20 protein-coding genes are annotated in these 21,849 nt (G+C 71.2%); 16 read left to right on the top strand and 4 right to left on the bottom strand.

The window, feature by feature from the left end:
- Nucleotides 1-66: 66 nt before the first annotated feature.
- From ACIQI8_RS36020 to ACIQI8_RS35965, 12 genes are all read left to right on the top strand, one after another.
- The gene (locus ACIQI8_RS36020; RefSeq protein ID WP_402361337.1) at nucleotides 67-1,245 is read left to right on the top strand and encodes an amino acid deaminase/aldolase; all 1,179 of its coding nucleotides are present in this window, start codon (nucleotides 67-69) and stop codon (nucleotides 1,243-1,245) included.
- 45 nt (nucleotides 1,246-1,290) lie between these two features.
- Entirely contained in the window at nucleotides 1,291-2,562 is a 1,272-nt protein-coding gene (locus ACIQI8_RS36015; protein WP_402360247.1) for an MFS transporter, read from the top strand.
- Between the two features lie 77 nt (nucleotides 2,563-2,639).
- On the top strand, nucleotides 2,640-3,983 hold the full coding sequence (locus tag ACIQI8_RS36010) for a D-arabinono-1,4-lactone oxidase (protein WP_402360244.1): 1,344 nt from the start codon (nucleotides 2,640-2,642) through the stop codon (nucleotides 3,981-3,983).
- Nucleotides 3,984-4,138: 155 nt separating this feature from the next.
- Entirely contained in the window at nucleotides 4,139-5,080 is a 942-nt protein-coding gene (locus ACIQI8_RS36005; RefSeq protein WP_402360241.1) for a serine protein kinase RIO, read from the top strand.
- A 122-nt stretch (nucleotides 5,081-5,202) separates the two neighbouring features.
- Nucleotides 5,203-5,466 carry a hypothetical protein gene (locus ACIQI8_RS36000; RefSeq protein ID WP_402360238.1) on the top strand — a complete coding sequence of 88 codons (264 nt, stop codon included), beginning with the start codon at nucleotides 5,203-5,205 and terminating at the stop codon, nucleotides 5,464-5,466.
- Nucleotides 5,466-7,727, top strand: a complete 2,262-nt coding sequence (locus tag ACIQI8_RS35995) for a heavy metal translocating P-type ATPase (protein ID WP_402360235.1) — start codon at nucleotides 5,466-5,468, stop codon at nucleotides 7,725-7,727. Before ACIQI8_RS36000 ends, ACIQI8_RS35995 begins: the two co-directional genes overlap by 1 nt.
- Nucleotides 7,724-8,239 (top strand): copper chaperone PCu(A)C, encoded by a 516-nt coding sequence (locus ACIQI8_RS35990; RefSeq protein WP_402360232.1) that lies wholly within the window; start codon nucleotides 7,724-7,726, stop codon nucleotides 8,237-8,239. Before ACIQI8_RS35995 ends, ACIQI8_RS35990 begins: the two co-directional genes overlap by 4 nt.
- A 213-nt stretch (nucleotides 8,240-8,452) precedes the next feature.
- The gene (locus tag ACIQI8_RS35985; protein WP_402360230.1) at nucleotides 8,453-9,112 is read left to right on the top strand and encodes a hypothetical protein; all 660 of its coding nucleotides are present in this window, start codon (nucleotides 8,453-8,455) and stop codon (nucleotides 9,110-9,112) included.
- 155 nt (nucleotides 9,113-9,267) lie between these two features.
- Complete coding sequence (locus tag ACIQI8_RS35980; RefSeq protein ID WP_402360227.1) at nucleotides 9,268-9,885, top strand: sigma-70 family RNA polymerase sigma factor; 618 nt, start codon at nucleotides 9,268-9,270, stop codon at nucleotides 9,883-9,885.
- 151 nt (nucleotides 9,886-10,036) lie between these two features.
- Nucleotides 10,037-11,104 carry an ABC transporter substrate-binding protein gene (locus tag ACIQI8_RS35975; RefSeq protein WP_402360224.1) on the top strand — a complete coding sequence of 356 codons (1,068 nt, stop codon included), beginning with the start codon at nucleotides 10,037-10,039 and terminating at the stop codon, nucleotides 11,102-11,104.
- 2 nt (nucleotides 11,105-11,106) lie between these two features.
- Nucleotides 11,107-12,186, top strand: coding sequence for a FecCD family ABC transporter permease (locus ACIQI8_RS35970; RefSeq protein WP_402360221.1), 1,080 nt, complete (start codon nucleotides 11,107-11,109; stop codon nucleotides 12,184-12,186).
- On the top strand, nucleotides 12,183-12,992 hold the full coding sequence (locus ACIQI8_RS35965) for an ABC transporter ATP-binding protein (RefSeq protein WP_402360218.1): 810 nt from the start codon (nucleotides 12,183-12,185) through the stop codon (nucleotides 12,990-12,992). Before ACIQI8_RS35970 ends, ACIQI8_RS35965 begins: the two co-directional genes overlap by 4 nt.
- A 92-nt stretch (nucleotides 12,993-13,084) precedes the next feature.
- Here ACIQI8_RS35965 and ACIQI8_RS35960 read toward each other — a convergent pair whose 3' ends face one another.
- The gene (locus tag ACIQI8_RS35960) at nucleotides 13,085-13,324 is read right to left on the bottom strand and encodes a heavy-metal-associated domain-containing protein (protein WP_402360215.1); all 240 of its coding nucleotides are present in this window, start codon (nucleotides 13,322-13,324) and stop codon (nucleotides 13,085-13,087) included.
- Nucleotides 13,325-13,515: 191 nt separating this feature from the next.
- Between ACIQI8_RS35960 and ACIQI8_RS35955 the strand changes: the two genes are divergently transcribed.
- The 4 genes from ACIQI8_RS35955 (at nucleotide 13,516) to ACIQI8_RS35940 (ending at nucleotide 19,205) form a co-directional block, all read left to right on the top strand.
- Complete coding sequence (locus ACIQI8_RS35955; protein WP_402360212.1) at nucleotides 13,516-14,934, top strand: MFS transporter; 1,419 nt, start codon at nucleotides 13,516-13,518, stop codon at nucleotides 14,932-14,934.
- Nucleotides 14,935-14,950: 16 nt separating this feature from the next.
- A complete protein-coding gene (gene asnB / locus ACIQI8_RS35950) occupies nucleotides 14,951-16,768 on the top strand; it encodes an asparagine synthase (glutamine-hydrolyzing) (protein WP_402360209.1) in 1,818 nt (605 codons plus the stop codon).
- 12 nt (nucleotides 16,769-16,780) lie between these two features.
- Nucleotides 16,781-18,022: a cytochrome P450 gene (locus ACIQI8_RS35945; protein WP_402360206.1), complete on the top strand. Its 1,242-nt coding sequence runs from the start codon at nucleotides 16,781-16,783 to the stop codon at nucleotides 18,020-18,022.
- Between the two features lie 247 nt (nucleotides 18,023-18,269).
- Nucleotides 18,270-19,205 (top strand): L-tyrosine/L-tryptophan isonitrile synthase family protein, encoded by a 936-nt coding sequence (locus ACIQI8_RS35940; RefSeq protein WP_402360203.1) that lies wholly within the window; start codon nucleotides 18,270-18,272, stop codon nucleotides 19,203-19,205.
- Between the two features lie 56 nt (nucleotides 19,206-19,261).
- On the opposite strand, the gene ACIQI8_RS35935 is transcribed toward ACIQI8_RS35940, so the two are convergent.
- From ACIQI8_RS35935 to ACIQI8_RS35925, 3 genes are all read right to left on the bottom strand, one after another.
- Nucleotides 19,262-19,525 carry a DUF5133 domain-containing protein gene (locus ACIQI8_RS35935; RefSeq protein WP_402360201.1) on the bottom strand — a complete coding sequence of 88 codons (264 nt, stop codon included), beginning with the start codon at nucleotides 19,523-19,525 and terminating at the stop codon, nucleotides 19,262-19,264.
- Between the two features lie 67 nt (nucleotides 19,526-19,592).
- Nucleotides 19,593-21,272 carry a transaldolase gene (gene tal / locus ACIQI8_RS35930; RefSeq protein ID WP_402360198.1) on the bottom strand — a complete coding sequence of 560 codons (1,680 nt, stop codon included), beginning with the start codon at nucleotides 21,270-21,272 and terminating at the stop codon, nucleotides 19,593-19,595.
- Nucleotides 21,273-21,341: 69 nt separating this feature from the next.
- Nucleotides 21,342-21,815, bottom strand: a complete 474-nt coding sequence (locus tag ACIQI8_RS35925) for a hemerythrin domain-containing protein (protein WP_402360195.1) — start codon at nucleotides 21,813-21,815, stop codon at nucleotides 21,342-21,344.
- Nucleotides 21,816-21,849 lie beyond the last annotated feature (34 nt).

The raw sequence follows: 21,849 nt of genomic DNA, 5'->3' as shown, positions 1-21,849 counted from the left end.
CCGGACGTGAAGCGGCCGGACGTGAGAAGGGCCGCGTTCCCTGCCACCGGGACGAACGCGGCCCGGATGATCCAGCTGAACAAGGCGACCGAGCACCTGGATCCGCCGTTCGCCGTGGTGGACCTGGACGCCTTCGACGCCAACGCCGTGGAACTGGCACACCGGGCGGCAGGGCAGGCCACCGTCCGCCTGGCGAGCAAGTCGGTCCGCAGCCGCGAGCTGATCGGGCGGGCCGTCCGGCACGACGGGTATCGGGGCATCCTCGCCTTCACCCTGCCTGAAGCCCTATGGCTGGCCGAGGACCACCAGGACGTGGTGATCGGCTATCCGACGACGGACCGCACCGCGCTGAAACGCCTCGCCTCGGACGAACGCGCGGCAGCGCGCATCACCCTCATGGTCGACTCGATCGGCCAACTGGACTTCGTGGACGAGGTGGTGGGCCTCTCACGCCCCGACATCCGCGTCTGCATCGATCTGGACGCCTCGCTCGAACTGGCCGGTGGGCGCATCCACTTGGGCCCGTACCGCTCGCCCGTGCACTCACCCCGGCAGGCCGCCGCACTCGCCCGCGCCATCCAGGAACGGCCCGGGTTCCGTCTCGCCGGGCTCATGTCCTACGAAGGCCAGATCGCCGGGTTGGCGGACAACCAGCCCGGGTCCCTGCTCAGGCGGGCCGCGATCCGCGCCATGCAGCGCGTCTCCGCCGGTGAACTGGCCGACCGGCGGGCGGCGGTCGTCGCCGCCGTCGAAGCCGTGGCACCACTGGAGTTCGTCAACGGCGGCGGCACGGGCTCCATCGAACAGACCGCCGCCGAACCCGTCATCACCGAGATCGGTGCCGGATCGGGGCTCTACGGTCCCGGACTCTTCGACTTCTACCGGCGCTTCCGTCCCCGGCCCGCCGCCTTCTTCGTCATGTCGGTGGTACGGCGTCCGAGTCCCGCGATCGCCACCGTGCTCGGCGGCGGCTGGATCGCCTCCGGCCCACCAGGCCTGGACCGCCAGCCCGTTCCGACCTGGCCGCACGGCCTGCGGACCAGCCCCAGGGAAAGGGCCGGCGAGGTCCAGACACCGGTTCTGGGCGCCGCCGCGCACGGACTGCGGCTCGGTGACCACGTGTGGTTCCGGCATGCCAAGGCCGGCGAACTGTGCGAACGCGTCAACACCCTCCATCTGGTGTCCGGCGCGGAGATCGTCGACGAGGTCGCGACCTACCGCGGCGAGGGACACGCCTTCCTGTGACTGTGCCCTCCCTGAACAGGCCCGTTTCCGCTCCCGGGAGGCCTTGTGTCCACCGAGTTCCACCCGCCGGCCCCGGTGCCGGCGGCCGCCGTCGCGAAACCCGCGGGCCATGCGCCGACCGACCCCGTCACCCGCGGCTGGATCACCTTGTTCGGCCTGGTCTGGTTCGGATACTGGATGGCGAGTCTGGTCCCCCTCCAACTATTGCTGCCCCAGCAGTTGGAGGCCATCGATCCGGCGTCCAAGGTCCACGGTTTCGCCGTCGTCAACGCCCTCGCGGGAGTGGTCTCCCTGGTCGCCCTCCCGGTGTGCGGGGCGCTGTGCGACCGTTCCCGGAGCCGTTTCGGACGCAGAAGACTCTGGGTCGCGGGCGGCGCCCTGTTCTTCGCGGCCGGCCTGGCGATCACCGGCGAACAGACGACGGTGACGGGCGTGACCCTCGCGTGGTCGGCGAGCATGCTCGGTCTCAGTGCGGCCACCGCCGGGCTCACCGCGATGATCGCCGACCGCGTCCCCGTCGATCAGCGCGGTGTGGTGTCCAGCGCGATCTACGGTCCCCAGGCCCTCGGCGTGGTGGTCGGCATCGCCCTCGTCTCCGCGTTCGCCTTGTCTCCCGCCAACGGCTACCTCGTCGTCGCGGCCCTGCTGATCGCTTCCACCGTGCCGTTCGTCGCCCGCTTCCGTGACACGTCGTACGACTCCGAGCCCGTGCTGCGGCTGCGCGCCCTGCTCACCTCCATGGGCCGTTCGCTCAGGAACCGTGACTTCGCCTGGGCGTTCGGCGGGCGGCTCCTGGTCAACCTGGCGAACTCCCTGGGCGTCTGTTACACCCTCTACTTCCTGACCGACGACCTGAAGGTCTCCGATCCGGCCGGCAGTCTGCTCGCCTGTACGGCCCTCTACCTCGTGGCCGGTGTCCTGGCCAGCGCGGTCGCCGGTTTGCTGTCCGACCGCCTCGGCAGACGGCGGATCTTCGTCGCGCTGGCAGCCCTGCTCCAGGCGGTGTCGGGTTTCCTGCTGGCGAGCTTTCCCGACCTAGGCGTCACGCTGGTGGCGTCGGCCGTCATGGGCGCGGGTTTCGGTGCGTACATGGCCGTCGACCAGGCGCTGATCACCCAGGTCCTGCCCGACGCCGAGAGCCGGGCCCAGGACCTCGGAATCATGAACATCGGGACGGTGGTCCCGCCCGCGCTGGCCCCACTGATCGCCAGCTTCATCATCACCTCCGACCGCGGCTATCCCCTCCTGTTCTCCTGCGTCGGCGTCGCCGCGACCGTGGGGGTCGTGCTCGTGTACCGCGTCCGGTCCGTCAGATAGCTCCGGCGCCCCGAAAGATCCGCACCCCGATAGACCCGCACTTCGATAAACCCGCACTTCGAAAAGGAAGGAAAGCCGTGGACACGCTCCGCTCCCATGATCCTCGGCCCAGAACGAACCCGAAGCCGGACACCTGGCGGAACTGGGCGGGGAACGTCACCGCCCGCCCGACCCGAGTCGTCTCGCCCTCCTCGGTGGAGGAACTGCGCGCCGTCGTCCGCCGGGCGGCCGAGGACGGTCTGCCCGTGAAAGCGGTGGGCACCGGCCACTCCTTCTCCACCGCCGCCGCGACCGACGGCGTACTGGTCCGCCCCGACCGGCTCAGCGGCATCCGTGCGATCGACCCCGAGGCCGGCACCGTCACCGTCGAGGCGGGTACCCGGCTCAAGACGATGAACATGGCTCTGGCCCGGCAGGGCCTGTCGCTCACGAACATGGGCGACATCATGGAACAGACCGTGGCCGGCGCCACCAGCACCGGTACCCACGGCACAGGACGCGCGTCGGGTGCGATCGCGGCGCAGATCCGTGGCCTGGAACTGGTGACGGCGGACGGTTCGCTGCTGAGGTGCTCCGCGTCCCTTAACCCGGAGGTGTTCGCCGCGGCGCGCGTCGGCCTCGGCGCCCTGGGCATCGTCAGCGCTCTCACGTTCGCCGTGGAGCCGCTCTTCCTCCTCGCCGCGCACGAGGAACCGATGACGTTCGACATGGTCACCGCGTCCTTCGACGAACTCCACGCGCACAACGACCACTTCGAGTTCTACTGGTTCCCGCACACGGACAACTGCATCGCCCTGCGCAACAACCGGACCGTAGGCCCGCACGCCCCGCTGGGCCGCCTCAAAGCCTGGTTCGAGGACGAGTTCCTCGCCAACACCGTCTTCCAGGCACTCAATTCCGTGGGCCGGACCGTGCCCGCCGCCGTCCCGGCGATCGCGCGGATCGCCAGCCAGGGTCTCTCCGCCAGGACCTACACGGACATCCCGTACAAGGTCTTCACCAGCCCGCGCCGCGTCCGGATGATCGAGATGGAGTACGCCGTCCCGCGCGCGGCCGTCCTCGACACCCTCCGCGAACTCAAGGCCATGATCGAGCGATCCGACCTGCGCATCAGTTTCCCGGTCGAGGTCCGTACCACCCCCGCCGACGACATCGCCCTCTCGACGGCGTCCGGACGGGACACCGCCTACATCGCCGTCCACGTCTACCGGGGCATGCCCCATCACCGGTACTTCGCGGAAGCGGAGCGCATCTTCGTCGCCCACGAGGGGCGCCCGCACTGGGGCAAGCTCCACACCCGGGACGCCGCCTACGTCGCGAACGCCTACCCCCGCTTCGACGAGTTCACGGCGCTGCGCGACCGGCTCGACCCCGACCGACGCTTCACCAACGCGTATCTGCGCAGGGTGTTGGGCGACTGATTTATTCGGTTGCGGCTCCCCATGGCCGCCCCGCACCATGGGCGAGCCATCGGGAGCTGCCCGGTGCTCCACGAGAGGAGGCACGACCGTGACCACGACTGTTTTCGGCCTGCCCGCAGACCACCTCTCACTCACTTCATGGAGCACCCCCAGCGATGTCTCACGACGATCTCTCGCAGCACCCTCAACACCCGGCGTTTCCTGACGAGTTCATCACCGACCCCCACCGTCACGTCCCGCCGTCGGACGACCTCGGTGACGTCGACGACCGGTTCGTCTTCGACTTCCGTCCCTACGACGACGACCTCGCCGACGGCCAGCGCTGGTCGACCTGGCTCAGCGTCGAACCCCTGTCCCGCGGCCCCGAGCCGCTCCCGGACTGGGTGGTGACCTCGCAGGGCGCGATCGACACCGAGCTCGGCGTCCTCAAGACCGGCAAGGAAGCCGACGTCCACCTCGTGGAGCGCGCCGACCCGCTCGACCCCGACGCCGGCGTGGTCATGGCGGCCAAGAGATACCGCTCTCCCGAACACCGGTCCTTCCATCGCGCCGCGTCCTACACCGAGGGCCGCTCGATGAAGCGCACCCGTGACGAGCGGGCCGTCAAACGGAAGAGCACCTTCGGCAGGCAGGTCGCGGCCGGCGAGTGGGCGGTGTCCGAGTGGGCAGCCCTGGTGCGGTTCTGGAACCTCGGGCTGCCGGTTCCCTACCCGGTCCAGATCGACGGCACCGAGATCCTGATGGAATGGATCACCGTCGTCGACGAGGACGGCACCGTCCGGACCGCGCCGCGCCTCGCCCAGACCCGACCCGCACCCGAGCTGCTGGCGGCGTACTTCGAGCAACTCACCGACGCGCTCGCGACGATGGTGCAGAACGGCTTCGTGCACGGCGACCTCTCCGCGTACAACATCCTGGCGGCGGGCGAGCGGCTGGTGGTCATCGACCTGCCACAGATCGTCGACCTGGTCGGCAACCTCAACGGGATGGACTTCCTCCAGCGCGACTGCGCCAACATCTGCGGCTGGTTCCGCTCGCGGGGCCTCGACGTCGACGAACACGAGCTGTTCGCGGAGCTGATGGCGCACGCCTTCTGAACCGTTCATGCCGGAGACTCCCGTGTTCGGGAACTCGGGGCCCCTCCCGTCCGACTCCTGAAGAGTGCGGCTCGATCCACGAATACCGACCTCTGCCGTACGACGTGAACTGGAGACCGGTGATGGACGAGCCCCGACAATCCCCCTCCCGCGCGGGTGCGTTGCTGCGGAAGGCGGCGCCCCCTCCCGCGCTCTGTGGCTTCCTTCTGCTGCTGACGCTGATTTTCGCCACTTCGTACGCCGTCGGGTCCGGCGTCGGACCCGTCGCCCCCGGCATGCACGGCACCAGCGATACGGGCGGTACCGGTGACACCGACGAGACAGGTGGCGGGAGCAGCGGCACGGGAGGCATGGGGGACATGGACACGCACGGGGGAGGCAACTGATGGGCGCCGAACCGATGGCGGTCCTCGTGACGACCGATCTCACCGTCGGCGGCATGACCTGTGCCGCCTGCGTGAAACGCGTCGAGAAGAAGCTCGGCAAGCTGGACGGGGTCACGGCGACCGTCAATCTGGCCACCGGACGGGCCCGGGTGAGCCATCCGTCGCAGATCAGCCCCGCGGAACTCGTCGAGGCGATCGAGAAGGCCGGCTATACGGCGGCCCTTCCCGCGCCGCCGAGGAAGGAGCAACGCGCCGCACCGGACGATGAGTTCGAGCTCGCGCGGCAGGAGCGTGACCGACTCCTCGTGACGGCGCTGCTCTCGGTGCCCGTCCTGGTCCTGTCGATGGTGCCCGACGTCCAGTTCCGCAACTGGCAGTGGCTGTGCTTCGCGCTGGCCGCACCGGTCGCCGTGTGGGGTGCGTGGCCCTTCCACGCGCGTGCTGTGCGCGGGCTGCGGCACGCGGCGGCGACCATGGACACGCTGGTGTCCCTCGGGGTCGTGGCGTCCTTCTGCTGGTCCGCGTACGCCCTCTTCCTCGGGGGTGCGGGCGACCCCGGGATGCGGATGCCGTTCACGCTGCTGCCCGCCGCCTCGGACGGCGTCGCCCACATCTATCTCGAAGCGGCCGTCGGCGTACCGCTGTTCGTGCTCGCCGGCCGCTTCCTGGAGGCACGCGCCCGGCACGGTACCGGGGCGGCGTTGCGATCACTCGCACAACTCGCCGCCAAGGACGTCTCGGTGCACGAAGGCGGTGTCGAACGACTCGTCCCCATCGAGGAGTTGGGGGTCGGGCAGGTCTTCGTCGTGCGGCCCGGTGAGCGCGTCGCCACCGACGGGCAGGTGGCGGAGGGCAGTTCCGCCGTGGACCTGTCCCTGGTCACTGGCGAGAGCGAGCCGGTCGAGGTCGGTCCTGGCTCGGTCGTCGTCGGCGGGGCCGTCAACGCCGGTGGGCTGCTTCTCGTACGGGCCACCGCCGTCGGTGCGGACACTCAACTCGCCCGGATCACCCGGCTGGTGACCGAGGCCCAGGCCGGGAAGGCGAAGGCGCAGCGACTTGCCGACTCGGTCGCCGGAGTCTTCGTCCCCGTCGTGCTGGCGCTGGCCGTCACGACGCTCGGCTTCTGGCTGGGCGCCGGGGCCGATCCGCAGGCCGCCCTCACCGCGTGCGTGGCCGTGCTCGTCGTGGCCTGTCCGTGTGCGCTGGGTCTGGCGACCCCGACCGCGTTGATGGCCGCGACCGGCCGCGGTGCCCAGCTGGGCGTTCTCGTCAGCGGTCCGCAGGCACTGGAGGGGCTCCGGCATCTCGACACCGTCGTCCTCGACAAGACCGGCACCCTCACCTCCGGGCACATGACCGTCGCCCGCGTCACGGCCGTACCGGACGGGCTGGGAAAGGACGCGGCGCTGAGGCTGGCCGGCGCGGTCGAACGGGGCTCGGAACACCCGCTGGGCCGGGCGATCACCGCGTACGCCCAACGCGCCCTGCCCGAAAGGGCGTTGCCGGATGTGCGGGAATTCGCCGCGCTGCCGGGCAAGGGCGTGCGAGGGCGCGTCGAAGGGCGGGTGGTCGAAGTCCTCGCCCCGGACGGCGAGTTGCCCGACACCCTCGTGGCCGCCCTGACCGCGGCGGAGGCCGCCGCGCACACCCCGGTCCTGGTGCTCGTGGACGGTGTGACCGAGGCGCTGATCGAGATCGGCGATGTCGTACGTCCCGGAAGCTACCGCGCCGTGGACCGGTTGCGGCGCCTCGGAGTCCGGCCCGTGCTGGCCACCGGCGACCGGGAGGCGCCCGCCCGGGCCGTCGCGGCGGCGCTGGGCATCGACGAGGCGCTCGCTCGCTGCTCACCCGAGGACAAGGCCGACCTCGTACGGGAGTTGCGGGAGCAGGGCTGCCAGGTCGCCGTCATCGGCGACGGCGTGAACGACGCCGCGGCACTCGCCCTCGCCGACCTCGGCATCGCCATGGGCACCGGCACCGACGTGGCCATCGGCGCCGCCGACGTGACCCTCGTACGCGGCGACATCGAAGCACTCGCGGACGCCGTACGACTGGCCCGACGCACCCTGGGCACCATCCGCGCCAATCTCGTGTGGGCCTTCGGCTACAACGTCGTGACCGTGCCGCTCGCCATGGTCGGCCTGCTCAACCCCATGCTCGCCGCCGCGGCCATGTCGGTCAGTTCGGTGCTGGTCGTGGCCAACAGCCTGCGGCTGCGCGGTTGGCAGCCGACGCCGGCCGCCGCGAGGCGTACCCGATGAACGGACCACACCCCTGGCGGCCGACCCGCCGCCGGCTCACCGACACCCTGCTCGCCGCGGTGGCGCCCGTCGCCGTGTGCGGCGTCGCCCTGGCCGGGCTGACGGCCTGGGTCGGTACCGGGAAGGCGGGCAGCCCGGCCCGGATCGCCGTCTCCAACGGCCGGGTCTACCTGCCCTACGGCGCCAACACGGACACCGCCGCGTTCTTCGACCTCTCCAACCTCGGTGGCGCGGACGACCGCCTCGTCGGCGTGACGTCCCCAGCGACGGGCGGGGAGATCGCTCTCAGCCGCCATCGCATGGCCGACGGCGCGACCGCCTACCGGGCCGACGTGGACTCGGTGGTCGTCCGGGCGGGCCGCGAACTCGCCATGTCTCCGCAGGACGTGGACGTGACGCTGCGAGCCGGGGCGGGTTGGCGGGCGGGCGACCTCGTACCGTTCACGCTCCACTTCGAGCGCAGCGGAGCGGTCAGGACGATCGCGGTGGTGGTCCGGCCGTCCGCGCAGTGACAGCTACTTGGCAATCGCGAACCATCTCTGTGGATGGATGGGGGCTGTGCCGCCGAGGAGATGAGATCCCTCTCCTAGGAGTCGGACAGGATTCGCGTTGAGTTCCCGCCGGTTGTTGTGGTCTGAGTCACACGCTGTGGATTGAGTGTGGTGGGCTGTGGCTTTGCGTACCCACACATGACGGTCGACGCCCTGATGCAAGGATGAGGCGCCATGAGGCCAGGGTGGAGTTCTCGCGCGATACGGGCCGCGGTGTTCGCGGCCGTCTGTGTGGTGCTCGCCTCCCTGGGCCACGTGATGATGTCCGGGAGCTCTGTGCCCGCGTGGGCGCTGGTCGCCGGGTTCGTCGCGACCGGTACCGCGGGCTGGTGCCTGGCGGGCCGTGAGCGCGGGCTCCCGCTGATCGTGACGGTCGTGGTCGCCGCCCAGACAGTGCTGCACTCGGCGTTCTCGCTCGCCCAGTCGGCATCCGGTGGATCGACGGCCGCGACCATGGACATGGGCTCGATGGACTCCATGGACATGGGTCACATGGGCACGAGCCACATGGACTCCGCGCACATGGACGCCATGCACATGGGGGACTCGGCGGTCGGCGGCATGTCGTCGCAGGGCATGCTCGTCGCCCACCTGCTCGCCGCGCTGCTGTGCGGGCTCTGGCTGGCCTACGGCGAGAAGGCCGCGTTCCGCATCCTGCGCGCCGTCGCCGGCCGACTGGCGGCTCCGCTGCGCCTGTTGCTCGCCCTGCCCACGCCCACGGACCGCCCGCGCATCCGTGGCCGCCGGTTCCTCTCGGACCGGGCGCCACGGCTTCTCCTTCTGGTCCACGCGATCACCTCTCGGGGGCCGCCCGCTCGGACCGCTGTCGTCTGAAGACAGCCGGTATGCCGAGGCCGCCCGTGAGGCGTGCCCCGGGCCACGGTCGTACGTCCGCGCAGGCGTCGTAGGACCGTCCTTTCCCACTCACCGGACCGGGCGCGTTCCCGCGCGCCTCGGCCCGGATCACGGATGACTGAGAAGGACTCCAGGTGATCACTCCTGCCCTGCCTGCTTCGCGCGGCAAAGGCGAGAAGAAATCGGCAACTCTCGACGAGTCGATAACCGCGTGGGCGCTCGCCGCCCGACACGGTGACGCGGACGCGGTCGAGCACTTCGTCAGGGCTCTGCAACGCGACGTCCAGCGGTACGTGGCGCACCTCTGCGGCGATCCGCAGGCCGTCGACGACCTCGCACAGGACACGTTCCTGCGCGCGCTCGGCAGCCTCCACCGCTTCGAGGGCCGCTCGTCGGCGCGCTCCTGGCTGCTGTCGATCGCCCGCCGGGCCGTCATCGACAGCTACCGCTACGCCGCCGCCAGACCCCGCCTGTCCGACGTACCGGACTGGCAGTTGGCGATCGAGCTGGCCCAGCCACTGGACCTGCCCGGTTTCGACGACGGCGTCGCGCTCCTCGACCTGCTGGCCGCGCTGCCGGACGAGCGCCGCGAGGCCTTCGTCCTCACCCAGATGCTGGGTCTCCCGTACGCGGAGGCGGCCGAGGCGAGCGACTGCCCGATCGGCACGGTCCGTTCCCGCGTGGCACGGGCCCGGGCGACTCTGACGGATCTGCTCGCGGAAGCGGACGAGCCCGCCGTAGTGGCGGTCTGAGGGCGTCAGGGGGTGCCGGTGCCGACGGCTCGAACTCGGCACCGGCACCCCGCGTCGCCCAGCGGGCGGGAACTCGCGGCGTGTTCGGCCCGACTACCTGACCGGGTGACGGAAGGTCGCCCGCGTACCGAGTGGAACCTGGAGACTTTCGATGCGTTCTCGTGTGTGGGGCGGAACGGCGGCCGTCGTGCTCGGCGGGCTGCTGGCGGCGGGCTGCGGCGACGGAGACAAGGAGACGGCCGACGTGAGCGCCGGGAAGGCCGTCTCGGACGGCTACCCGGTGTCCGTCACCGACTGCGCGGGCGCCAGGACCACCTTCTCCGCCGCCCCCGAGAAGATCGTCACCAGCAACGCCTCCAGCCTGGAGCTGCTGCTCCGCCTCGGCGCCGGCGACAAGGTGATCGGCACCGGATTCCCGCCCGGCAAAGGCACGTTGACCGGCACGCTCGACGCGCAGGCGCAGCAGGTGAAGGTGCTCAACCAGAGCGTGATCCCGAAGGAGAAGCTGCTCGGCTCCGGCGCCGACCTGTACATCGACACCTTCGCGTCGATGGGCGGCATGGGCAACGGCATGGGAGACGCGCCGACCGCCGAGGAGTTCAAGGCGGCCGGGATCAGCCACATCTACCTCAAGTCGACGGCCTGCGCGGCGCAGAGCAAGAGCGCCGTGACCGACCTGTCCGCGGTCGAGGCCGACATCACCTCCCTCGGCGCGGTCACCGGCACGAGCACCAAGGCCAGGGAAATCGTCGCAGGGATGAGGACGAAGGTGGCCGCGGTCCGACAGGCGGTCGGGGGCACGGCGGAGAGCGACCGCCCGACCTACTTCTTCTTCGACTACGACGCCGGCACCAAGCAGCCCACCGCCGTCTGCAACCGCCAGGTCGCCAACGCGGTCATCACCCTTGCCGGCGCCCGCAATGTCTTCGCCGACTGCGACGCCGACTACAAGCAGGTCGGCTGGGAGGACGTGATCGCCAAGAACCCGGACTGGATCCAGCTCGCGGTCCGCAACCGGGGGAGCGACGCGGCGAACGAGAAGGCGTTCACCGAAGCGGAGAAGTGGCTGAGGTCCAACTCGGCGACCAAGGGCCTGACGGCCGTCAAGGAAGGCCGCTTCCTGCGCATCGGCTCCGAGGAGACCACCATCGCCGGGGTCGAGAACGCCGACACGGTCGAGGAGATCGCCAAGACCCTCTACCCGGGCAAGGTCGGCTGACCGTGGCCTCGTCGCTGGTACGGCGCGAGAGTGCCGGGCGAGCCTCCACGGAGGCGCGCACCCTGCGCGCCGGACCACTGGCCCTCGCCCTCGCCGTGGCACTCGTCGCGGCACTGACGGCCGCGGTCGCCTGGGGCTCGACGTCCATCCCGCCCGCCGAGGTGTGGAGCGTGGTGTGGCGGCGCCTCTCCGGCGAGGCGCCCCGCCCGGGCACGAACGACCTGATCGTGTGGCAACTCCGGCTCCCGCGTGCTCTGTTGGCCGCCCTGGTCGGGGCCGGGCTCGGTCTCGTCGGTACGGCGGTGCAGGCGCTGGTACGCAACCCGCTCGCCGACCCTTACCTCCTGGGCATCTCCAACGGCGCCTCGCTGGGCGCGGTCGCGGCGATCGTCCTGGGCCTCGGGGCAGGCGGCGCGCTCGGACTCGGCCTGTCCGGCGCGGCGTTCGTCGGAGCCTTGGCCACCTTCGCACTGGTATGGGCGATCGCCCGTCGAGGAGGCGGATTCGCCCCGCTGAGGCTGGTGTTGGCAGGGGTCGCGATCGGCCAGTTCCTCTCCGGCTTCACCAGCTATCTCGTCCTCCAGGCGGGGGACGAACAGCAGACCCACAGCGTGCTGTTCTGGCTCATGGGCAGCCTGAGCGGAGCGAGTTGGCCCCTGCTCACCGTGCCCGCCGTCGCCGTACCGGTCGCCTGGCTGTGTCTGCAGGCGCGCGCCCGCGCGCTGAACGCCCTGCTCATGGGCGATGAGACCGCGGCCGGACTCGGCGTCGACGTCACCCGGCTGCGGCGCGAACTGTTCACCGTCACCAGCGTGTTGACCGGCGTCCTGGTGGCGGTCTCCGGCGCGATCGCGTTCGTCGCGCTGATGGTGCCGCACGTCTGCCGCCTGGTCGTCGGCGGTGACCATCGCCGCCTGCTGCCCCTCTCCGCGCTGTTCGGTGCCGTCCTGCTGGTCGTGGTCGACATCGTCTGCCGTACGGCGATGGACACACAGGAGCTGCCGGTCGGCGTGGTGACCTCGCTGCTCGGGGCTCCGGCCCTGCTGTATCTGCTCGATCGGCGTCTGGGGAGCGACAGTTGAGGATCGACATCGAGGACCTGCACGTCGCGTACGCCGGGTGTACGGTCGTGGCGGGCGCCCACCTGATGGCGGCCGAGGGCGAGATCACCGGCCTGGTCGGCCCGAACGGCAGCGGCAAGTCCACGCTCCTGCGCACCGTCTACCGGCATCTACGCCCCACGGCGGGGCGGGTGTTGCTGGCCGGCACCGATCTGCGCGAGATGACACCGGCGCAGTCGGCACGGCATGTGGCCGCTCTGCCGCAGGAGCGGGGGAGCGACTTCGAGTTGACCGTGCACGAGGTCGTCGCCATGGGGCGTACGCCGTACAAGCGGGCCTTCGCCGGAGAGGATGCCACCGACCGGGACATCGTCGCCCGCGCGCTCGCCGACGTCGGCATGGGCGGCCACGCCGGTCGTCGCTTCACGGCCCTGTCCGGCGGTGAACGTCAACGCGTGCTGCTGGCAAGGGCGTTCGCACAGCGCCCGGACGTCCTCGTCCTGGACGAGCCGACCAACCACCTCGACATCCGCCACCAGGTCGAACTGCTCGCCCTGTTGCGCGTCCAGCGCCGTACGACCCTCGTGTCGCTGCACGACCTCAATGCCGCCGCGTCGGTCTGCGACCGGCTGCACGTGCTGCACCAGGGAGCCGTGGTTGCCTCCGGACCGCCGCGCGAGGTGCTCACGCCGGGCCTGATGGCGGAGGTGTTCGGTGTGCGGGCGGCGGTGATCGACCATCCGCTCACGGGGGACCCGCTGATCGCCTTCGACCATCAGGCACTCGACGACGCGGAGTTGAGCAAGGCGGTGGAGACCGGCGTGTGAGCCGGGGTGGGAAGGGCGACGGGAGGACGACCGGGCGGGCAGGACGGCGGGGGTGGTGCCGTCCTGCCCGTACCTCGGTTCGGCAGGTTCGGTCAGGCGGCGACGGAGTCGGTGACCGGGTCGGAGACCGAGCCGGCGACGGCGTACCCGGCCTCGACGATGGCCGCGCGCAGCCGCGCGTCGTCGAGGTCCGTGCCGTGCACGGTGACGGAGTTCGCCGCGAGGTCGACCACGACCTCGCTCACGCCCGCCACCTCGGACACCTCTTCCTTGACGCTCGCCGCGCAGTGCTCGCAGGTCATGCCGGTGACGTCGTACTGCTTCTGAGCCATGGGGAACTCCTGTTGTCCTGAGTGGTTGCCCTTCAGTAGTCGGCCGGGTGAGGCGCGGAGTTCCCTTCGTCGGGCCGGACATCGCTCACTGTTTTTCTCGGCCGCGGCCCGGGAACTCACCCCTGTTTCCCGCCGACTTGTGGGACGAGGCTGCCGTCCGGCAGCCCACCCGTGAGGGGAGGGGCGCAGAGGTGACGCACCGAGGTCCCGGTTCGGAACGGCCCGGCGACACATCCGCCGGCCCGGCGCAGGAGGAGCGCTGGCTGCTGGTGGTCGTGGCGGGCGTGCTGTCGTTCATCGCGATGCTCGACATGAACATCGTCAATGTGGCCCTGGCGGACATCGCCGACGGACTGCACGTCTCCGCCGCGACCGCTCAGTGGGCCGTCCTGGGCTATCAACTCCCGGTCGTGGCGCTGCTGTTACCGGTCGGCCGCTGGCTGGACGGGGTGGGCTCGCGTGCGGCGGTGCTGACAGCGACCGCGGGTTTCGGCCTGTGCAGCGCCCTCGCGGCCATCGCCCCCTGGGCGGCCTGGCTGATCGCGGCTCGCCTCGCGCAGGGCGCGTTCGGCGCGGTGCTGTTCGTGCTGATGCCGGTGCTCGCGATCCGTTCCGTGCGGCCGGAGTCGAGGGCGCGGGCGATGAGTGTGCCCGCGACGCTGGGTCCGCTGGGCGCGGTGACCGGACCGGCGGTGGGCGGGCTGCTGCTCGACCATCTGGGCTGGCGTGCCGTCTTCCTGGTCAAGATCCCGCTCTGCGTGCTCGCCCTGGCCGTCGCGTGGAAGGCGATGCCGAGGGACGGCAGGCTGCGCGCGCCCGATCGCCGGTCCATGGCCGACGCGCTGCTGGTGGCAGCCGGCGCAGCGGCCCTGCTCCTGGCGTTGACGCTCGCGGCGGACGACCCGGCCTGGCTGCTCCTCGCCCTGGCCGCCGTGCCGCCCCTGTGGCGATGGCTGCGCGGTCCCGGCGGACGTCCGGTGACCGGCGTACTGCGGACGACGGGACTGTTCCCGGCCCACGGAGCGGTGCTGGCCCTCGCGGCCGGATTCGCCGCCATGCACTACGTCGTCGCCCTCCACCTCCAGCGCGACGACGGACTGAGCGCCACCACGACCGGCCTGACCGTGCTCGCCTTTCCGCTCGGCATGGGCCTCGCGGGCCCGGTCGGCGGACGCCTCGCCGACCGGTGGGGTGCCCGGACGGTCGCGGTCACCGGCGCCGCGCTCACCGCCGTCGGACTGCTCCTCCTCGTCCCGCTGGGCGAGCGCTGGTCGACGGGGGACGTCGCCTGGCGGCTGGCGCTGGCCGGCATCGGCATGGGCCTCAACGGCGGTCCGACCCAGGCCCTGGTCATGGGCGCCGCCCCGCCCGACCGGACGGCCACCGTCGGTTCGGCGGTCCAACTCGCCCGCAGCCTCGGCTTCACCCTCGGCCCGGCCCTGGCCACCACCGCCTGGGCGCTGGCCGGCGGCGCACGGGCGGGGCTCGCCGTGGCCGTCACCGCCGCCTGTCTCGCCGTAGCCCTGCTCGTCCTGTCCGGCACGAGGTCCGCGCCCGTGCCCGAGCAGTCCGAGACGACCACCGACGCGCCGCCCGCCGCCCACCACTGACTCAGGAGCTCTCCTCATGTGCGGAATCACCGGCTGGGTGTCCTTCCACCACGACGCCCGCACCCGGGCCCCGGTCATCGAGGCCATGACCGCCACCCTCGCCCCGCGCGGCCCCGACGCCGGAGGCGTGTGGCTCGGCGAACGCGCCGCGATCGGTCACCGCCGCCTGTCCGTCATCGACCTCGTGGGCGGCGTCCAGCCGATGACCGACGGGTCCGATGTGGTGCTCAGCTACAGCGGCGAGGTCTACAACCACCGCCAACTCAGGTCGGAACTGCGTGCGTTGGGGCACGAGTTCCGCACCCGCAGCGACACCGAAGTGGTCCTTCGTGCGTACGTCGAGTGGGGCGAGGCGGTGGCCGAGCACCTGGACGGCATGTTCGCCTTCGCCGTCTGGGACGAACGCGTCCAACGACTGCTGTTGGTCCGCGACCGGCTCGGCGTAAAACCCCTGTACTGGGCGGCGGTTGACGGCGGCCTCGCCTTCGCGTCCGAGCCCAAGGCGCTGTTCGCGCACCCGGAGATACGGCCCCGCGTGGACGCCGACGGGCTCCGGGAGGCGTACGGCCTGCTCTTCAACACCGGGCCGACCGTGTGGTCCGGCGTACGCGAGGTCGAGCCCGGCGGGCTGCTCGTCCTGGACCGGGGCGGCATCCGCGAGCGCCGCTACTGGCAGTTGGAGGAGGGCGCCCACAGCGACGATCAGGAAACGACCGTCGAGCGGATCCGCGAGCTGGTCGGAACGGCCGCCCGCGGCCAGCTGGAAGCCGACGTCCCGCTGTGCAGCCTGCTCTCCGGCGGCCTCGACTCCACCGTCCTGACCGCCCTCCTCGCCGACGAACTCCGCCTGCGCGAAGGCCCGGACGCCCGCATCCGCTCGTACGCCGTGGACTACAGCGACCAGGCGGCACGGTTCACGGGGGACGTGCTGCGCACCGGCCACGACACCCCGTACGCCACCGAGGCCGGCGCCTTCATCGGCACCGACCACAGCACCGTCGTCCTCGACCCGCTCGCCCTGCTCGACCCCGAGCACCGCAAGGCGGTCGTCGTGGCCCGCGACTCGCCGATCGGCGTAGGCGACATGGACACCTCGCTGTACCTCCTCTTCGGCGAGATACGACGGCACTCGACCGTCGCCCTGTCCGGCGAGGCGGCCGACGAGGTCTTCGGCGGCTACCCCTGGTTCCACAACCCGAAGGCGTTGGCCGCGGACACCTTCCCCTGGCTGTTGGTGACGGGCGACGAGGCCGCGATGCCGCTCAACCCCGAACTCGACCTGCGTATGGGGGAGTTCCGCTCCGACACCTACCGCAGCGCGCTGGCCGCCGTACCGCACCTCGACGACGAGACCCCCGTCGAGCACAGGCAGCGCGAGATGCAGCACCTGTCCCTGACCCGCTGGCTGCGCCAACTCCTGCACCGCAAGGACCGGTTGAGCATGGCGCAGGGCCTGGAGGTCCGCGTCCCGTACTGCGACCACCGGCTCGTCGAGTACGCCTTCAACACCCCCTGGGCGCTGAAGAGTCACGACGGCCGGGAGAAGAGCCTGCTGCGTGCGACCGGTACCGGTCTGGCGCCGGAGTCGGTCCTGTGGCGGCCAAAGAACCACTACCCCGCCACCCACCACCCCGACTACAACCGCGGCCTGCAGAACATGGCCCGCGACGCCCTCGCCACCGAACAGGTCCGCGCCCTCGCCGACGAGACCCGCATCAAGCCCTGCCTCGACACCCCGCCCGACCGACTGGAGTGGGGCCACCGCCTGCGGCTGGAGCGCGTCGTCGACCTCGCCCTCTGGCTCGACCACCACCGGCCCGAACTCGCCCTCTGAGGAGCCTCGCCCATGACCGTCCAAGAGCCCCTGGCCGCCGAGCCCGTACCGCTGATGGGCTGCCCCTACAAAGCCAACCCGTATCCCCTCTACGAGGAGCTGCGGGAGGCGGGCCCGGTTCACCGCGTCCTCTTCCCCAGTGGCGTACGGGCATGGCTCGTCACCGGCTACGAAGCCGCCCACTCCGCCCTCAATGACGACCGCCTGGGCAAGAACCACGAGCGCGGCAACGACAGTTGGCGGGCCCGCGCCTCGATCATGCCGGAGCCCCAGCACTCCCAGCTCCAGGCCCACCTCCTCCACCAGGACCCGCCCGAGCACACCCGTATGCGGCGCTTCGTGACCGACGCGTTCACGCCCCGGAGGGTCGAGGAACTTCGGCCCCGGTTCCAGGAGGTGGCGGACGAGCTGGTCGACGCCCTGCCCGACACGGGCCCCGCGGACCTCGTCACCGGCTTCGCCGCCCACTTCCCCTTCCGGGTTCTCGCCGAAGTCATCGGCCTGCCAAGGGAGTTGGCGGCCCGCTTCGACCGGGACTGGGGCAAGGTCGTCCAGCCGGTCGGTCCCGCCGACCCCGGACGGCCGCTCTACGAGGCCCGGCTGCACGGCCTGCAGAGCTACATCGCCGAGGTCGTCGCCCACAAGCGCGAACACGAGGAGGACGACCTGCTCAGTCGCCTGGTCGGGGCCCGTGACCGGCGCGAACTGGCCCAGGAGGAACTGGACTCGATGATCTTCCAGCTCCTGGTCGCCGGCCAGGAACCGGTCACCAACCAGATCACGACCGCCCTCATCGCCCTGTTCCGCAACCCGGCCCAGCTCACCCGCCTGCGCGACGACCCGGCGCTCCTGCCCCGCGCGGTCGAGGAGCTCCTGCGCTACGACAGCGCCTTCGAGCTGACGACCTGGCGCTTCTTCGACCAGGACAGCGACCTGCACGGCACCGAAGTCCCGGCCGGCGACTCGGTGATCGTCTCGCTGTGCGCCGCCAACCGCGACCCCCGCCAGTTCCCGGACGCCGACACCCTCGACCTCGACCGCTCGCCGAACCCCCACCTGGCCTTCGGCCACGGCATCCACTTCTGCCCCGGCGCCGCCCTCGCCCGCGCCGAACTCCAGACCGCGCTCGGCACCCTCCTCGCCCGCCTCCCAGGCCTCCGACTGGCCATCAGGGACGAGGACATCGAGTGGATCCCGGCCGTCCTGGGCCGCGGCACGAACCATCTCCCCGTCGGCTACGACCGACGCCTCTGACACAGGCCCGGGGGGGGGGGGGGGGGGGGGGGCGGCCCCCCCCCCCGCGGCCCGCGGGGCGCGCCCCCCCCCCCCCCCCCCCCCCCCCCCCCCCCCCCCCCCCCCCCCCCCCCGGGGGGGGCGGGGGGGGGGGCCCCCCCCCCCCCCGGGCCCCCCCCCGGGCCTGTCCCACCCGCCCAACGGCGCCCGGCCACCACCCGCCACGGCGCCATGCCGTCCTGCCCGCACGCCCTTCCGGAGGAACGACATGCCGTTGACGACCACGCCGGACACCCTCCCCACGAGCACCGGCGCCGCGATCCTGAACCTGCTCCTGCCGCACCACCGCACGACCGACCGGACTCACGCCTCAGCCGAGGCGTTTCCCCGACAACTGCGCCGGATCACCGAGTTCGTACGCCAAGGCGCGCCCATCGCCTTCACCCTCCCCGGCTTCCCCTGCAAGTCCCCCAACCCCGCCAAGGTCCTCGGACACCTCCCCGACATGGGGGAACGCCTCTCCCTCACCTTCCTGAACACCCTGTGCGAGGAGATCGAGCGCATCTACCCACCCGGCGCCCGCATGACGATCTGCTCCGACGGCCACCTCTTCGGTGATCTGATCGGCGTCCCCGACGAGCACATCGACGCCTACGCCGACGAACTCCGCATACTCATAAGCCAGTCGGGTCTGAAAAGACTGTCGGTCTTCGATCTGCGAGACGTCCTGGGCGACCTCCCGCACGACGCGAAACGCGCCCACGTCCACGGGCGTTACGCACCGTCCCTGGACGCCCTGCGCGGCGAGATCCGCGCCGACGACAACGCGCTGGCGCTGTACCGGGGAATCACCCGTTTCCTGGTGGAGGACACCGCCGACCACCGAGGCACCCGCTCGGCGCTGCAACGCGCCTGCCGACAGCGCGCCTACGGAGTCATCCAACGCAGCCGGGCCTGGGGCGACCTCATCACATCCCACCACCCCTCCTGCGTACGGCTGTCCATCCATCCCCAGCCCATCGGCGCCCCCAAGTTCGGGATTCGTCTCCTCGACGCGCCGGACGCCTGGACCACGCCCTGGCACTCGGCGGCCCTGCGCCGTACCGACGGCACCTGGACCCTCGTACCGAAGGCCACAGCCGCCCAGCAGGGCCGACTGGTCCAACGCGAGGGCCGCCCCAGCCACTTCGTTCAGACCGAATGACGAGCGGGACCGCATGGGCGGACCGACCGGGCGGACCGACGGGGCGCAGAGCCGGGTCAGGCCACCAGCGTCTGGTCGTCCCAATCCTGGTCCGCGCCGGGGCGGCCTTCCGCCGCGTTCGGCTGCTCTTCGGCCAGGAGACGGTCCGCAGCCGCGAGAGCTTCCTTGATCTCGTACGTCCCCGTCGTGACGCAGAGCGTGTACGCCGCGTCCTCCAGGGTGCGCCGATTCGCGGGGGTGTCGGCTTCGAGCATCCGGGCGCAAGCCTCCGCGTAGCGGGAGAGCTGCGCACGAAGAACCTGGGGACGGGGCGTGATCATGCGCGGAGGCTCCTTGTTCTCATGCTTCTTGAGCAACTGACTCCCCGGGTGTCCCAAAACGCGCATCTCATGCACGATCCGACGGGGTGAGGGCCGCCGATGCCGCAGCGGCGCGCAGTTTCTCCACAAGCTCCGTCTGGCGGTCCGCGCGGTCCGACAGGGAGTCGAGGTGCTCGGCGTAGAGGCGTTCGTCGGTCTCGGCCAGCGCCCGCAGGGTGCGCCAGCACGCCGCTTTGGCCGTCACGCCGGCGAGAAGCGACTCCAGCTCCAGGACGTCGCTCAGCGGGGAGCGGGAGAAGAGGTGGCCGTTCGGCTTCAGGCGACCGGCCTTCTCGGCCAGCCAGCCGAGCGCGACCTTCGGATGGTCGGTGGAGATCTGCAGATCCTCCATGATCCGCAGCAGGGACTGGCGGTCCTGTTCGACCTGCTGGGCCAGCTCGGCCAGTGCCGGTTCTCCCTTCTGGGCCTGAGCTGCCCGGCGCGCGAGCTGGGCGCCGCCGGTCGCGCCCGCCAGGTGGTCGTTGAGGTAGACGGCCAGCAGCCCGTCGTCGCCCGGTGCCTCCTCGGCCGCTTTGTCGGAAGTGCCGGCCGCGCCCGTCCGGGCTCCCTCGTGCGCGGTGTCGGCCGTGCCCATCTCGCGGCGGACGGAGGCGCCGAGTTCGGCCCAGCTCGCCTCGAACTTGGCCAGCCCCTCGCGCTCCAGGGTGTCGGTGACGTCCGCGAAGTCGACGCCGATCTGCTCGAGCGCCGCGAAGTGCGCTTGCGCGGCCGCGTAGTCGTCGACCGCCGGGTCGTGCAGGGGGAGCGTGCCGTGGTCGGCGAACGCGGCCAGGGTGCTGCCGGGCATGGTGTTCACGGTGCCGGCGATGGCCAGCTCACTGACGTACATCGTGTCGGGGTAGGCCGGGTCCTTGACCCCGGTGGACGCCCACAGCGGGCGCTGTGGCCGGGCTCCGGCCTCGGACAGACGCTGCCGGTGCGGTTCCGCGGCAGCCAATTCGTAGGCCTGGTGCGCGAGGCGGGCGTTGGCGATGGCGGCCCGGCCCTTGAGCGCGAGGGCTTCAGGTGTGCCGATGGCGTCGAGGCGGCGGTCCACCTCGGTGTCCACCCGCGAGACGAAGAACGAGGCGACCGAGTGGATGTCCGTCAGATCGTGTCCGGCCTGTCGGGCCCTGTCGAGGCCGGCCGTGTAGGCGTCCATCACCGCGCGGTAGCGCTCCAGGGAGAAGATCAGCGTGACGTTGACGCTGATCCCGCGCGCCACGACCTCCGTGATCGCCGTGAGGCCTTCGCGTGTGGCGGGGATCTTGACGAGCAGGTTGGGCTCCGCGACCGCCTCCCACAGCTTCACCGCCTGCTCGACGGTGGCATCGGCATCCTTCGCCAGCCGGGGGTCGACCTCGATGGAGACCCGTCCGTCGACGCCCTCGGTCCTTTCGTGGATCGGAGCCAGGACACGGCAGGCGGCCCGTACGTCGTCGGTGGTGAGGGTGAAGACGGCGTCGTCGACGCCGGTGCCCGCGCTGCCCAGAGTGCGGAGCTGCTCGGTGTACCGGTCTCCACGGGACAGCGCGGAGGCGAAGATCGTGGGGTTCGTCGTGACCCCCACGACATGCCGTTCGGCGATCAGCTTCTCCAGCTCACCGCCGGCCAGCAGCTCGCGGGACAGGTCGTCGAGCCAGACCGAGACCCCGGCAGCGGACAGATGGGCGAGCGGGTCGGACGCGGTGGAAAAGGGCTGGGACATGCTGGATCTCCAAAAAGAGGAGGGCGGGCGGCGCGAGGATGCTCGCCCCACCCGCCCGGATGGCTGAGGTCATTCGTGCGCGCTGGGAACCCGGAGGGGGTCGTGGGGCGCTTCGGCCTTGGCGGCACTGAGCTCCTCGCCCAGTTCGCCCAGCCGTTTGCGGCCGAGAGCGGAGCGGACCTGGGGGAACCAGTCCTGCTCCTCCTCCTTGACGTGGTGGCGCACGTTCTCCATGAGAACGGTCATCTTGGCGTCGAAACGCTCGTCCTCGGCGTCCAGGCCTGCCAGCTCGGACAGCATCCACAGCACGACGTGGTGTTCCTCGACGCTCTCCAGTACGTGATCGGTGGTGTCCGGCACCGCCGCGCGCGCCGCGGGGTAGAAGATCTTCTCCTCGATCCAGGTGTGGACCGTGAGCTCCTGGATCACCTTGTCGGCGATCTTCCGCTTCGTCTTGTAGGCGCGGTCTCCGGCCTTCTCGAACTCCTTGAACAGCTTCTCGACCGTCTGGTGGTCGTCCTTGAGCAGCACGATCGCATCCATGGGTCCTCCTTGGTGTCGTCCCGCACCTCCCCGT

This window comes from Streptomyces sp. NPDC092369 (genome assembly GCF_044755245.1).
Taxonomy (GTDB): Bacteria; Actinomycetota; Actinomycetes; order Streptomycetales; family Streptomycetaceae; genus Streptomyces.
This window is presented reverse-complemented; position numbering and strand designations above follow the sequence as displayed.